General features: G+C 71.5%; 9 protein-coding genes. 8 read left to right on the top strand and 1 reads right to left on the bottom strand.

Going from position 1 to position 14,012, the window contains the following annotated elements:
* Nucleotides 1-73 precede the first annotated feature (73 nt).
* The 3 genes from H5395_RS06405 to H5395_RS06395 all read left to right on the top strand — a co-directional run bounded on the left by H5395_RS06405 (nt 74) and on the right by H5395_RS06395 (nt 3,023).
* Nucleotides 74-865, top strand: coding sequence for a quinoprotein dehydrogenase-associated SoxYZ-like carrier (locus H5395_RS06405; RefSeq protein WP_182791723.1), 792 nt, complete (start codon nt 74-76; stop codon nt 863-865).
* A 60-nt stretch (nt 866-925) separates the two neighbouring features.
* On the top strand, nt 926-1,984 hold the full coding sequence (locus H5395_RS06400) for an aldo/keto reductase (protein WP_220494863.1): 1,059 nt from the start codon (nt 926-928) through the stop codon (nt 1,982-1,984).
* A gap of 70 nt (nt 1,985-2,054) precedes the next feature.
* Nucleotides 2,055-3,023, top strand: coding sequence for a nitronate monooxygenase family protein (locus H5395_RS06395; protein WP_182791722.1), 969 nt, complete (start codon nt 2,055-2,057; stop codon nt 3,021-3,023).
* 5 nt (nt 3,024-3,028) lie between these two features.
* Here the strand turns inward: H5395_RS06395 and H5395_RS06390 are convergent, their stop codons facing one another.
* The gene (locus H5395_RS06390; RefSeq protein WP_182791720.1) at nt 3,029-4,510 is read right to left on the bottom strand and encodes a nucleobase:cation symporter-2 family protein; all 1,482 of its coding nucleotides are present in this window, start codon (nt 4,508-4,510) and stop codon (nt 3,029-3,031) included.
* A gap of 142 nt (nt 4,511-4,652) precedes the next feature.
* On the opposite strand from H5395_RS06390, the gene H5395_RS06385 reads away from it, so the two are divergent.
* Genes H5395_RS06385 through addA form a run of 5 tightly spaced genes read left to right on the top strand, consistent with a single transcriptional unit; the run spans nt 4,653 to nt 13,979 of the window.
* On the top strand, nt 4,653-5,504 hold the full coding sequence (locus tag H5395_RS06385; protein WP_182791719.1) for an IclR family transcriptional regulator: 852 nt from the start codon (nt 4,653-4,655) through the stop codon (nt 5,502-5,504).
* Nucleotides 5,505-5,520: 16 nt separating this feature from the next.
* Entirely contained in the window at nt 5,521-6,954 is a 1,434-nt protein-coding gene (gene tsaE / locus H5395_RS06380; protein ID WP_182791717.1) for a tRNA (adenosine(37)-N6)-threonylcarbamoyltransferase complex ATPase subunit type 1 TsaE, read from the top strand.
* Complete coding sequence (locus tag H5395_RS06375) at nt 6,951-7,634, top strand: nucleotidyltransferase family protein (protein WP_182791716.1); 684 nt, start codon at nt 6,951-6,953, stop codon at nt 7,632-7,634. The genes tsaE and H5395_RS06375 overlap by 4 nt, the downstream gene beginning before the upstream one ends.
* Nucleotides 7,631-10,567, top strand: a complete 2,937-nt coding sequence (gene addB / locus H5395_RS06370) for a double-strand break repair protein AddB (protein WP_182791714.1) — start codon at nt 7,631-7,633, stop codon at nt 10,565-10,567. Before H5395_RS06375 ends, addB begins: the two co-directional genes overlap by 4 nt.
* The gene (gene addA / locus H5395_RS06365; protein ID WP_234450763.1) at nt 10,560-13,979 is read left to right on the top strand and encodes a double-strand break repair helicase AddA; all 3,420 of its coding nucleotides are present in this window, start codon (nt 10,560-10,562) and stop codon (nt 13,977-13,979) included. Before addB ends, addA begins: the two co-directional genes overlap by 8 nt.
* The last annotated feature ends 33 nt before the right edge of the window (nt 13,980-14,012 follow it).

The following is a 14,012-nucleotide window of genomic DNA, read 5'->3' as shown; positions in this document are numbered from 1 at the left end:
GCCGTCCCGGCCCCTGCTTTGTCACCATCCTTCAGCATCCGGCCGGTCCGCACCGGCCAAAGGGAGATTCGCCATGTCCCTTCGCCTTTCACCGCTGCCCCTGGTCCTTGCCTTGGCAATCCTTGGCAGCCCCGCGCTGGCTGCGGACAACCCGCTGCAGCCCTCGCCCGCCTGGGACGACATGCGATCCGGCGTGATCGGCACCGATGCCGAGCCGCCGGTCGATCCCGCCATCTTCGACCTCGATGCCCCCATGCGCGCGGAAAACCCGGCGCTGGTCCCGATCCGTATCACCCAGGCCCCCGGCAGCCCCCGCATCACCGGGCTGGCGCTGGTGATCGACCAGAACCCCGCACCGGTGGCGGGGGAATTCACCTTCGGCCCCGCCACCGCGCCCTTGGACTTCGAGGTTCGGGTGCGGGTGGACGCCTATTCCGACGTCCGCGCCATCGCCACGCTGGAGGACGGGCGGCAGGTCATGGCCGGGCGCTTCGTCAAGGCCTCGGGCGGCTGCGCGGCGCCTGCCGGCGGCGGCGCCAAGGCGCGCGAGGGGATGGGCGAGATGCGCTTCCGCAGCGAACCGGCGGAGGGCCGCGCAATGGGGACGCTGATGATCCGGCATCCCAACTTCTCGGGCCTGCAGCGCGATCAGGTGACGCTGCTGAACATCCCTGCCGAGTTCGTCCAGACCATCGAGCTGAAACAGGGCGACGAGGTGCTGATGACGATGGAGGGCGGCATCTCGATCTCCGAGAACCCGGTGTTCCGCCTCGGCTACAAGCCCAACGGCCAGCCGGTCACTGCCCATGCCGAGGACACCGACGGCCGGGTGTTCCAGCAAAGCTTTCCGGCAGCGGGCGGCTGACCGCTTGCCTGCAGGGGGCCGCGCTGTCAGGTTGCCCGCGCATCCGCGACGGGACCATCCATGATCAACACACGCAAGCTGGGCGGCCTGACCGTCAGCGACATCTGCCTTGGCACCATGACCTTCGGCAAGGACACGGCTCGCGAAGAGGCGCTGGCCCAGATGGACCGGGCGCTGGACGCCGGGATCACCTTCTGGGACACGGCCGAGATGTATCCGGTGAACCCCGCCCTGGCCGAGACCTACGGCCTGACCGAGGAGATCATCGGCGAATGGCTGTCCTCGCGCGGGGGACGCGAGCGGCTGCAGATCGCCACAAAGGCCAGCGGCCCGAACGGCGGCCACACGCGTGGCGGCAAGGGCTTCGAGCCGGAGAACATCGCGGGCGCCGTGGACGAATCGCTGCGGCGGCTCGGAACCGATCACATCGACCTTTACCAGCTTCACTGGCCCAAGCGCGGCAGCTACGCATTCCGCCAGAACTGGACCTATGACCCCAGCCGCGCGTCCAAGGCGCGGGCGCAGGACCACATGGACGGCATCCTGACGGCGATGCGCGAACTCGTGGCTGCCGGAAAGGTGCGCGAGTTCGGCCTTTCCAACGAGACCGCCTGGGGCACCATGTCCTGGCTGGCCGCAGCCGAGCGCACCGGCGGGCCGCGGGTGGTCTCGATTCAGAACGAATACGGGCCTTTGCATCGGCTTTACGACACCGATCTGGCCGAGGTGGGCCACAAGGAAGGCGTGACGCTGATGGCCTATTCGCCGCTGGCCGCAGGACTGCTGACCGGCAAATATGCGGATGGCGCGATCCCCGAGGGCAGCCGCGCCGGGAACGACCGCCTGCGGGGCGGCGAGGGCGACCTGCACGGGCGCGCGACCCCGCGCGGCATCGCCGCCGCCGAGGCGTGGGGGCAGATGGCGCGCGGGCTGGGACTGGACCCGATCCACGCGGCCATCGCCTTTGTCCGCCAGCGGCCCTTTCCGGCGATCCCGATCCTCGGGGCCACGCGAATGGCGCAACTGGACCACCTGATCGCGGGGCTGGACCTGCGGCTAAACGCCGAGGCCACGCGCGCCATCGACGCGTTCCACCGGGGGCACCCGCTTCCCTTCTGACGCAGCGGTGGGGGTTGCGGCCCCCGCACCGGCCCGCATCATGGCCGCGTCCGGTCAAAGGGGAAAAACCATGCTGCCGCCGATCCTGTCGAACCTGCGCCTGCCGGTCGTCGCCGCGCCGATGTTCATCGTCTCGTCCCCCGACCTGGTGATCGCCCAGTGCAAGGCCGGGATCGTCGGTTCCTTCCCCGCGCTGAATGCCCGCGAAAGAGACGGAGAGCCGCCGCTGCTGGACGCCTGGCTGACCCGCATCGCCGAGGAACTGGACCGCCACAACCAGGCCAACCCCGACCGGCCCGCAGCACCCTTCGCGGTGAACCAGATCGTCCACCGATCCAACGCCCGGCTCGACCGCGACATCGAGATCTGCCACCGCCACAAGGTGCCGATCTGGATCACCAGCCTCGGCGCGCGCCCCGAGGTGAACGAGGCCGCCCATGATTGCGGCGGCATCACGCTTCACGATGTCATCAACAAGACCTTCGCCCGCAAGGCGCTGGAGAAGGGCGCGGACGGGCTGATCGCGGTCGCGGCGGGCGCGGGTGGCCATGCGGGACCGCAAAGCCCCTTTGCCCTGATCGGGGAAATCCGCGAGTTCTTCGACGGTCCCTTGCTGCTCTCGGGCGCCATCGCCACCGGCCGCGCGGTGCTGGCCGCGCAGGCGATGGGGGCGGATCTTGCCTATGTCGGCAGCCCCTTCATCGCCACCGAGGAAGCGAATGCGGTCCCCGACTACAAGCGGATGATCGTCGAATCGGGGGCCGAGGACATCGTCTATTCCCCGCTGTTCACAGGCATCCACGGCAACTATCTCAAGCCCTCGATTCGGGCGGCGGGGATGGACCCCGACGCGTTGGGGGACGCCGCGCCCGAAACCATGGACTTCGGCAAGGGCAGCGCCAAGGCCAAGGCCTGGAGCCAGATCTGGGGTTCGGGCCAGGGCATCAGCGCGGTGAAGGAGGTCGTCCCGGCAGGCGCCCTCGTGGACCGGCTGGCCCGCGAATACGCCGAGGCCCGCCGGTCCTTGTTGGAAGGGTAAGCCCCTCAGTGGGCGTCGGCCTGCGCGGCGGCGCGGGTCAGTTCCGCCTGATCGACATGGCGCGCGCCGTTGAAGAACCAGTTCAGGAACACCGCCGACAGCGCCGCCAGCAAGATGCCTGAATGGGTCAGCACCTTGGTCCCGGCGGGCAGCCACTGGTCGAAGTTGTTGGCGATCATCGGGATCATGCCCATGCCGATCGACACCGCCACCACGAACAGGTTGTGCCGGTTGCCGGCGAAATCAACCTGCGACAGCACCCGGATGCCGGTCGCCGCGACCATCCCGAACATCACCACCCCGGCGCCGCCAAGGACGACCGTGGGCAGCGCCTCGACCAGGGCACCCATCTTGGGGATCAGCCCGAGGACGATCATGATCGCGCCGCCCGCCACGCAGACATGGCGCGAGCGCACTCCGGTCACAGCCACCAGCCCCACGTTCTGGCTGAACGAGGTATAGGGAAAGGTGTTGAAGATGCCCCCCAGAAGTGTGCCCACGCCATCGGCGCGCAGGCCCGCGGCAAGCCTCGGCTGGTCGATGCGCTGGTCCACCATGTTGCCCAGCGCAAGGAACATGCCCGTCGATTCGATCATCACCACCAGCATGACCATCGTCATGGTCAGGATCATCAGCGGATCGAAGATCGGCATGCCGAAATGGAAGGGCCGGATCGGCGCGAACCAGGCGGCGGCGGCGACCTTCTCGAACTGCATCAGTCCCAGCGCCGTGGCGAGGATGCCGCCGACGAGGATGCCGACCAGCACCGCGATATTGGCCAGGAACCCGCGGGCGAAGCGGGCGATCAGCAGGATCGTCGCCAGCACCACGGCAGCGATCACCATGTTGCGGGGGGCGGCGTAAAGCGTGTTCGGCATGCTCGGCGCAAGGCGCAGCCCCTCGGGGACGCCGCCGGCCGCGACCTGCGCGTCCAGCCAGGCCTGCATCGCCGGGTCCACCAGCGTGGGCGCGGTCGGTCCGACCTGCAGCCCGAAGATCCAGTTGATGCCGATGGGCATCAGGCTGACCCCGATCACGAGGATCACCGTCCCCGTCACCACCGGCGGGAAGAACCGCAGCATCCGGCTGACCAGCGGCGCGATCAGGATCGAGATCACCCCCGCCCCGATCACCGCCCCGAACAGCGCCCGCGCGCCTTCCTGCCCCGGCGTCTGGTTGGCGATGGCGACCATCGGACCTACGGCGGCGAAGGTCACGCCCATCATCACCGGCATCCTGACACCCAGCCAAGCCCCCGCCCCCAGCGACTGGATGATCGAGGCGATACCGCAGACGAAAAGATCGGCCGAGATCAGGAAGGCCACCTCCTCGGGCGGAAGCTGCAGGGCGCGGCCGACGATCAGCGGCACCGCGATGGCGCCCGCATACATCACCAGCACATGCTGCAGCCCCAGCGTGAACAGGCGCGGCGCGGGCAGCATCGCATCCACCGGATGCACGGCCCCCCGGTTGGTCAGGTCGGTCATGGTTTCCTCCTGCCGGGCCTGTCGGTCCGCCCGGTCCCTCGGGGCCAGACTGCAACGGAGGCGGCGCGGCGCAAAGGCTTTCCTGCGGCTTTCCGCGATGCGGATTGCGGGGTAGCGCGGTTTGCGGCAGCTTGGCCGGCGCATGGACGACGCACGAATCCGCAAGGGCCCTGCCCCCTCGCCCGCCCGCGCCCCGCGACAGGGACCGGCCGTCGGTTCCCCCGTGGTGGACCGGGCGCTGATGCTGCTGGAGGTGCTGGCCGAAAGCGACGGGCTGACCCTGTCCGAACTGGGGCGACGGCTGGGGCTGGCGCCCTCGACGGTGCATCGTCTGCTGTCGGCCTTGGCCGCCCGCAGGCTGGCCGAGGCCGATCCGGCAACGCAGATCTGGACCGTCGGCCCCGGCGCCTTCCGCCTTGGCGCCGCCTTCCTGCGGCGCGGAGGTCTGGCCGAGCGCGCCCGCCCGGTTCTGGCGCGGCTGGCACAGGACAGCGGCGAAACCGCCGTGCTGGCGGTGCCGGACGGGGATTCGGCGCTGGTGGTGGCCGAGGCGCCGGGCGGCGCAACCCTGCGCGCCGTCCTGCCGCCCGGCACCCGCCTGCCTTATCACGCAAGTGCCCCCGGCAAGGCGCTGATCGCGCATCTGCCGCTGGCACGGGTCCGCGCCCTGCTGGGCCGCGCCGCCCTGCCCGCGCTGACGCCGCGTTCGCTGACCGATCAGGGGGAACTGACCGCCGATCTTGCAACCCTGCGGCACGGCGGCTGGCTGACGGAGCGGGGCGAAGCCACCCTCGGGCAGAACGGCATCGCCGCGCCGGTCTTCGGCGGCGCGGGCGAGCCGGTGGCGGCGCTGGGACTGGTCGGCCCCTCGGCGCGGCTGGACGACGCCGCGCTGGCCGCGCTGGGGCGCCGGGTGGCCGAGGCCGCAGCGGCGCTGGGCGCGGCCCTGGGCGGACCCTCCGGGCATCTTCCCCCGGCCCCGCGCAGGGGCTAGTTTCGCCGCCATGGACATGACCCTTCCCGCCCTCGCCGCCCTCGGCGACGCCGATGAAACGCTGACCGCCGCCTTGGCCCGCGTGCTGGGGGCCGTGCTGCGCCCCGGCGACACCCTGCTGCTGGAAGGCCCCGTGGGCGCCGGCAAGACCCATTTCGCCCGCGCCCTGATCCGCGCCCGGCAGGGCGAGGCGCCCGAGGACGTGCCCAGCCCCACCTTCACCCTTGTCCAGACCTACCGCGACGTGGCGGGGGTCGAGATCTGGCACGCAGACCTGTACCGCCTGACCGACCCTTCGGAGCTGGTGGAACTCGGGCTGGACGAGGCGATGACGCAGGCGATCACCCTCATCGAATGGCCCGACCGGTTGGGCGCCCCGCCGCCCGGCGTGCTGACCGTGACGCTGCACCCCTTGGAAAACGACCGCCGCCAGATCGTCCTGTCGGGCGATCCCACCCGCTGGTCCGACGCGCCGAGGCTGCTGGAGATCGCGCAGTTTCTGCAGGCCGCCGGCTGGGCGGGCGCGCGGGTCGCGCCGCTGGCGGGCGACGCCTCGGCCCGGCGCTATTTCCGGCTCTGGGGTGAGGACGGCACAGCGGTCCTGATGGACGACCCCACCGGCGCGATGCCCCGCTATCTGGAAATGACCGACTGGCTGCGCCAGCGCGGCTTTCACGCCCCCGCGCCCATCGCCCATAACGAACCCCACGGACTGGCCGTGGTCGAGGATCTGGGCGACGACCTCGTGGCCCGCGTCCTTGACCGCCAGCCCGAGGCCGCGCCCGCGATCTACGACCGCATCGCGGACCTGGTCGTGGACCTGCACAGTCACCGCCCGCCCGAGTTCGTCCCCGCGCTCGACGGCCCGGCGCTGGCGGAACAGGTGGGGCTGTTTGCGGACTATGCCGCCGCCGCAGGGGCGCCCATCGACGCGGCCGCACTGTCCCGAAACATTGCCACGCTTCATGCCGCGCTTTGCGACGACACCCTGCCGGTCCTGTCCCTGCGCGATTTCCACGCGGAAAACCTGGTCTGGCGGGGCGAGGCGCCGCTGGGCCTTCTGGACTTTCAGGACGCCGTGACGGCGCATCCGGCCTATGAGCTGGCCTCGGTCCTGCAGGATGCCCGCCGCGACGTGTCCCCCGAGATCGAGGAAGCCGCGATCACCCGCTACCTGACCGCGACGGAAGGGGACTACGCCGCATTCCGCGCCGCCTACGCCCTGCTGGGGGCGCAGCGCAACCTGCGGATCATGGGGATCTTCACCCGCCTCTGCCTGCAGGACGGCAAGGCCCGCTACCTCGACATGATGCCGCGCGTCTGGGCCGCGATCACCCGCAACCTTGCGCATCCGGCGCTGGCGCCCCTGGCGCGGGTGCTGAAGGACGTGCCCCCGCCATCGCCCCAGGTCATCGCGGCGATCCGCGCCCGCTGCGGAACGGGACAATGAGCGCGCCCGATACGCTGATGCTGTTCGCCGCCGGAAAGGGGACGCGGATGGCGCCCCTGACCGACGTGACGCCGAAACCCCTGATCCCGGTGGCGGGGCGGCCGCTGATCGACCATGCGCTGGCGCTTGCCCGCGCAGGTGGGGCGCGGCGGATCGTGGTCAACGTGCATCACCTCGGGCGGCAGATCGTGGACCATCTCGCGGGCGGCGAGGTCCTGATCTCGGACGAAACCGACACCCTGCTGGAAACCGGGGGCGGGCTGAAGAAGGCCCTGCCGCTGCTGGGCCACGACCCGGTTCTGACGATGAACCCGGATGTGATCTGGACCGGGCCAAACCCTGTCGCCGCGCTGCGGGCGGCGTGGGACAACCGCATGGACGCGCTGCTGATGCTGGTTCCCGTCGAGCAAGCACAAGGCCGCATCGGCGGCGGCGACTTCGCGCTGGACCCGCAGGGCCGGATCACCCGCGGCGGAGACTTCGTCTATACCGGCTGCCAGATCATCCGCACCGAGGGACTGGCCGGGATCGGGGAACCCGCCTTCTCGCTCAACCGCCTCTGGGACCGGATGATCGCGGATGGCCGCGCCTATGGCATCGTCCACCCCGGCGGCTGGTGCGACGTGGGCCGCCCCGACTGCATCCCGCTGGCCGAGGCGATGCTGGAGGCCGTGCCATGACGATGCGCGGCCTTTATGCCCTTCCCCCCGGCGTCGATTTCGGCGCCGAACTCGTGCGCGGGTTGCTGTCCCGCATGGCCGGGCGTCCGCCCGAGGCGCTTGCCGCCGTCACCATCTACGGCAACTCCAGCCACACCCTGCGGGCCATCGAGGCGGCCTTCCACGAGGCCGGTCCCCTGCTTCTGCCGCGCCTGCGGCTGATCGCCGAGATCGGCAGCGAATGCGGCTTTCCCCCGCCCGCGCCCCCCTTGGCGCGGCAGCTTCAACTGGCGCATCTGGTCGCGCGGGCGATGGCGGGCGATGACACCGGGCAGTCGGTCCCGGCGCTGACCCGCTCGCTGGCGGAACTGATGGCCGAGATGCAGGCCGAGGGGCTGGGTCCGGACGCGCTGGACGGCATCGACGCCGCCGATCACGCCGCCCACTGGCAGCGCACGCTGGCCTTCCTGCGGATCGCGGCGGGCTTTCACCTCGACGGCCAGCCCATCGACCGCGAGGCGCAGGCCCATGCCGCCGCCACGCGGCTGGCCGCCGACTGGGCCGAGGGGCAGAACCTGCCGCAAGGGCCGGTGATCGTCGCCGGCTCCAGCGGCTCGCACGGGGCCACGCGGCTGTTCATGGAGGCCGTCGCCCGCCTGCCCGAGGGCGCGGTGATCCTGCCCGGCCACGACCCCGACACCCCCGGCCACGTCTGGTCGATGCTGCGCGACGGCAACGAGGATCACCCGCAGGCCCGCCTCGGCCCGCTTGTCGCCAGTTGCGGGGTGCCACGCCCCTGGACCGAGGCGCGGGCGGCGGCTCCGGCGCGGAACCGGCTGGTCAGCCTTGCGCTGCGGCCCGCGCCCGTGACCGACCAGTGGGTGGCCGAGGGGCCTTCGCTGGGCGATCTGGAACGGGCGACCGAGGGCCTGACGCTGATCGAGGCCGAAAGCCCCGCCGCCGAGGCGGGCGCGCTCGCCGCGCTGATCCGCGAGGCCGTCCACAGGGGCGAGCCGGTGACGCTGATCGCCGCCGACCGCAGCCTGACGCGGCGGGTCTCGGCGGCGCTGGACCGCTGGGGGATCATCGCCGACGACAGCGCGGGCGTGCCGCTGCCGCTGACCGCCGCGGGCCTTTTCGTGCGCCATGTGGCCAGCCTGCCGGGGCGCCCCCTAGGCATCGATACGGCGCTGATCCTGCTCAAGCACCCTCTGACCGCGACCGGAGGCGGCCGCCATGCCCGCCGCCTGCACCTGCTGCAGACGCGCGAACTGGAACTGCACCTGCGCCGCCACGGTCCCGCCTTCCCGGATGGCGAGGCGCTGCGGACATGGGGCGCCCGAGGCCGGCGCGGCAAGCCGAATGCAGTGCGTGCCGCATGGGCGGACGGGATCGCCCGGATGCTGGATGCGACGGTGCCGCTGATCGCGGATGGCGGGCCGCTGCCGCTGGCGGAACGCGTCGCCCGCCACCGCAGGCTGGCCGAACTATGGGCGGCGGGACCGGGTGGCGAGGTGGAAGCCTCGGCGCTTTACGCCGAAAGCGCGGGCGAGAAGCTGCGGGCGGTGCTGGATCACTTGGCGCTGCACGCAGCCCACGGCCCGGAGATGCCGGCGAGGGACTTTGCCCGGCTGCTGGCCGATCTGCTGCAAGGGCAGGCGGTGCGGGTGGATGCCGCGGCGCATCCGCTGGTCCGCATCCGTGGCCCGCGCGAGGCGCGGACCGAAGCGCAGGGCCTTGTTATCCTTGGCGGACTGAACGAGGGCGGCTGGCCGCAGGCGCTGGATCCCGACCCCTGGCTCAGCAGGCCGATGCGGCGGCAGGCGGGGCTGACGCTGCCGGAACGGCGCATCGGGCTGGCGGCGCACGACTTCCAGATCAGCGTGGCCGCGCCGAAGGTGGTGCTGTCGCGGGCGCATCGCAGCGACGAATCCGAGACGATCCCTTCGCGCTGGCTCAACCGGCTGATGAACCTGATGAACGGGCTGCCCGCACAGGGCGGTCCCGCCGCGCTGGCGGCGATGCGGGCGCGGGGGCAGCTGTGGCTCGACCGGGCGGCGGCGATTGCGGCCCCGAGGGCGCAGGATGCGGCGCCCCCCTGCCCCCGTCCCTCGCCCCGCCCGCCTGCGCCTGCGATCCGGGAATTGTCGGTCACGGCGGTCGCACAGTTGATACGCGATCCGTATGCGATCTATGCACGCCACGTGCTGCGGCTGCGGGCGCTGGACCCGCTCTGCCCCCAGCCCGATGCGGCGGAGCGCGGCAACGTGCTGCACGCGATCATCCAGAGCTTCCTGTCGCCCACCCCGCAGCCGCACGAAGGCCCCGAGGCGCTGCTGACCCGGCTGATGGAGGCCGCCGACCGGGTGCTGGCCGAACAGGTGCCTTGGCCCTCGGTGCGGATGTTCTGGCGGGCGCGGATCGCGGGCATCGCGCAGCGGCTGGTGCGGGACGAGCATGAGCGACTGCAGGCGGGCCAGCCGCTGGTGGTCGAGCGGCAGTACCGGCTGACCGTGGATGGGCTGGACTTCACCCTGACCGCCAAGCCGGACCGCATCGACCGGCTGCAGGACGGGCGGGCGGTGATCTATGACTACAAGTCCGGGACGCCCCCCACCCGCCCGCAGATCCTGACGTTCGACAAGCAGCTTCCACTGGAAGCCGCGATGGCGGAACGCGGCGCCTTCGGCCAGAAGATGAAGGTCGCGGACCTGCGCTATATCCGCCTTGGTGGCGAGGGAGAGACCACGCCGCGCGGCTGGGACGACGAGATGGCGGAAACCTGGGACCAGTTCGTCGCCCTGATCTCGGCCTATCTGCAGGGCGAGCACGGCTTCACCGCCCGCCGCGCGATGGAGCGGACGGGCTTCGGGTCGGACTATGACCACCTTGCCCGCTATGGCGAATGGTCCGAGGCCGATCCGCCGCAACCGATCAGGGTGGGCCATGAATGATCTTTCCGTGAAGGGCATGGGGCCGGACCCCGCGACCCGCGCCCAGCACGTCGCGGCGGACCCGGACCGTTCCACCTGGCTGACGGCCAACGCGGGGTCCGGCAAGACCAGCGTGCTGACCGACCGGGTGGCGCGGCTGCTGCTGGCGGGGACGCGGCCGGAACGCATCCTCTGCCTGACCTATACCAAGGCCGCCGCGACCGAGATGCAGAACCGCCTGCTGCGCCGCCTGGGCGAATGGGCGATGCTGGACGACGCCGCCCTGACCGGGCGGCTGGCGCGCATGGGCGTGGGCGCGGGGGCCGACCTGAACGCGGCGCGGCGTCTGTTTGCCCAAGCCATCGAGACGCCGGGGGGCCTGAAGGTCCAGACCATCCACAGCTTCTGCGCGGGCGTCCTGCGGCGCTTTCCGCTGGAGGCCGGGGTGCCGCATGGCTTTGCCGAACTCGACGAGCGCAGCGCCGCCAACCTGCGGGCCGAGATCATCGAGCGCATGGCCGGCGACGACGCCCCCGAGATGGCCGACCTGCTAGCGCTGCAATCCGACAGCGGGCTGGACGATTTTCTTGCCAACCTCAAGGATTTCGACCGTCCGCCCTGCCCCGAGACGCTGTGGACGGCCTGCGGGTTGCCGCATGGCTTCGATGAACCCGCGCTGCTGGCGCAATGCTTCGACGGCGACGAGGCCACGCTGATCCCGGCGCTGATCCCGCTGCTGCAGGCGGGCGGCAAGACCGACGCCGGGGCGGCGGCGAAGCTGTCGGTCCGCGTCTGGGACCGCGCTGGGATCGAGGAACTGGTCACGCTGGAAGCCGTGCTGCTGACCGGCGAGAGTGCCAAGGCGCCGTTTTCGGCCAAGCGCGACAGTTTCCCGACCAAGGCGCTGCGCGAGGGGTCCTGCGCGGCGCTGATGGGGCGGCTGGATAGGCTGATGTCCCGCGTCGAGGCCGCGCGGCCGATGCGGCTGCAACTGGCCCATGCCCGGCGCACACTGGCGCTGCAGCGATTCGGCCATGCCTTCGGCAGCCGCTATGCGGCGGCGAAGACGGCGGGGGGCTGGCTCGACTTCGACGACCTGATCGGGCGGACGGCAAAGTTGCTGGACGATTCGGCCATGGCACAATGGGTGCTGTTCCGGCTGGACGGGGGGATCGACCATATCCTCGTGGACGAGGCGCAGGACACCTCGCCGCTGCAATGGCGGGTGATCCAGCGGCTGACGGACGAGTTCACGGCGGGCGCGGGCGCCGCCGACCGGGCGCGGACGCTCTTTGTCGTGGGCGATCCCAAGCAGTCGATCTATTCCTTCCAAGGCGCCGACATCGCCGTCTTCGAGGCGCGCCATGCCGAGTTCTCGGCGGCCTTCGACGCCGCGGGCCAGCCGATGCAAGACGCGGCGCTGCGCCATTCCTTCCGATCCTCGCCCGCGATCCTGCGGCTGACGGATGCGGTGTTTTCGGGCGAGGCCGCGCAGGGACTCGGCGACACCCCCAGCCACATCGCCTTTCACGAGGGGATGCCCGGCCGCGTGGACCTGTGGCCGCCGGTGCCGGACCCGGAAAAGCCCGAAGCGATGCCTTGGCACGCGCCGGTCGATACCGTCGCCGCCAATGCTGCCCCCCGCGTGCTGGCCGAGGCGGTGGCCAAGGCCGCCCACGACATGATCGGCACGCCCATCACCTTGCGGAACGCACGGGTGCGGCCGCTGCGGCCGGGCGACATCCTGATCCTCGTCCAGCGCCGCTCGGCCATCTTCCACGACCTGATCCGGGCGCTGAAGCAGGCCGGGCTGCCGGTGGCAGGCGCGGACCGGCTGCGGCTGGGGGGAGAGTTGGCCGTCAAGGACATCCGCGCCGTCCTGTCGGTGCTGGCCACGCCCGAGGACGACCTGTCGCTGGCCGCCGCCCTGCGCTCGCCCATCTTCGGGCTGAGCGAGGAGGAGCTTTACCGCCTTGCCGCTCCGCGCAAGGGCCTGCTGATCCAGGCGCTGCGGCGGTCGGGGCATGAGCGCGCCCGCGAGATCCTGTCCGACCTGCAGGGGCAGGCGGATTTCCTGCGGCCCTATGACCTGATCTCACGCCTGCTGGTGCGGCACGGGGGCCGGGCGCGGCTGATCGGGCGGCTTGGCCCCGAGGCCGAGGACGGCATCGACGAACTGTTGGCGCAGGCGCTGACTTATGAGACGAGCGAGACGCCCTCGCTGACGGGTTTCCTCGTCTGGCTGGCCGATGACGAGGCGCAGGTGAAGCGCCAACCGGGGGCGGCGCAGGAAGGGGCCGGGCTGATCCGGGTGATGACGGTGCATGGCGCCAAGGGGCTGGAAAGCCCGGTGGTGATCCTGCCCGACTGCGCCAAGCGCAAGGGACCGGGACGGACCGCGCAGACGATCCTGCCGGATGACGGGCCGCCCGCGCATTGGCGGGCCGCGAAGGCTTGGCAGACGCCGCAGGTGCAGGACTGGATTGCCCGCGACCAGCAGCGGCAGGAGGAGGAAAGGCGGCGGCTGCTCTATGTCGGCCTCACCCGTGCGGAAAGCTGGCTGATCGTGGCGGCGGCGGGAGAGACCGGCGCGGCCACCGAAAGCTGGCACGCGATGGTGGCGGATGGAGTTTCCCGCGCCGAGGGGCTGGCGCAGGCCGACCTGCCCTGCGACTGGGGCGACTGCGGCATCCGCCGCCTGTCCTTCGGCGACTGGCCGACTTTGGCCGAGGCGGAGGTCCGCGCCGCGCGGCCCGCAGTGACGCTGCCCGACTGCCTGCACGAGAAGGCGCCGCCGGTGCCGCACGCGCCGGGTCCGGTTGCGGCAACGGCGCTGGGCGGCGACAAGGTGCTTGCGTCGGACCCTGCGAACGGAGGCGGGCGCGAGGCCGCGCTTCTCGCCGGCACGAGGCTGCACCTGCTGCTGGAGCATCTGCCGGGGGTGCCTCCCGAGGAGCGTCCTGCCCGCGCCCGTGACCTGCTGGCGGGGGCCGAGGGGGGCCTGCCGACCGAACCAGAGCTTGCCGCGCTGCTGGAGGAACTCGCCGCCCTGGTCGAGGCTGAGGAACTGGCGCCGCTGTTCTCGCCGCAGGGAACGGTGCTGCGCGAGGTGGCGCTGACCGCGCCGCTGCCGGGCGGGCGCAGGCTGTCGGGGACCATCGACCGGCTGATCGTGACCGAGGGGCTTGTCACCGCGCTCGACTACAAGTCGAACGCCGCCGTTCCCGAAACGGTTGACGCCGTTCCCGAAGGCTACCTGCGCCAGATGGCCGCCTATCGCCACGCGCTGCGGGCGATCTATCCGGGCCGCAGAATCGACTGCGCGATCCTGTGGACGCGGGCGCGCCAGGCCATGACGCTGCCCGATCCGCTGCTGGACGCGGCATGGGAGGCTGCCATGCGCGGCCTTGACCCTGCGCGGGTGCGTCCATAGCTCTCACCTGACCCGAGATAGCCCGAAAGGTTT

The organism is Paracoccus sp. MC1854, from assembly GCF_014164635.1.
Taxonomy (GTDB): domain Bacteria; phylum Pseudomonadota; class Alphaproteobacteria; order Rhodobacterales; family Rhodobacteraceae; genus Paracoccus.
This window is presented reverse-complemented; position numbering and strand designations above follow the sequence as displayed.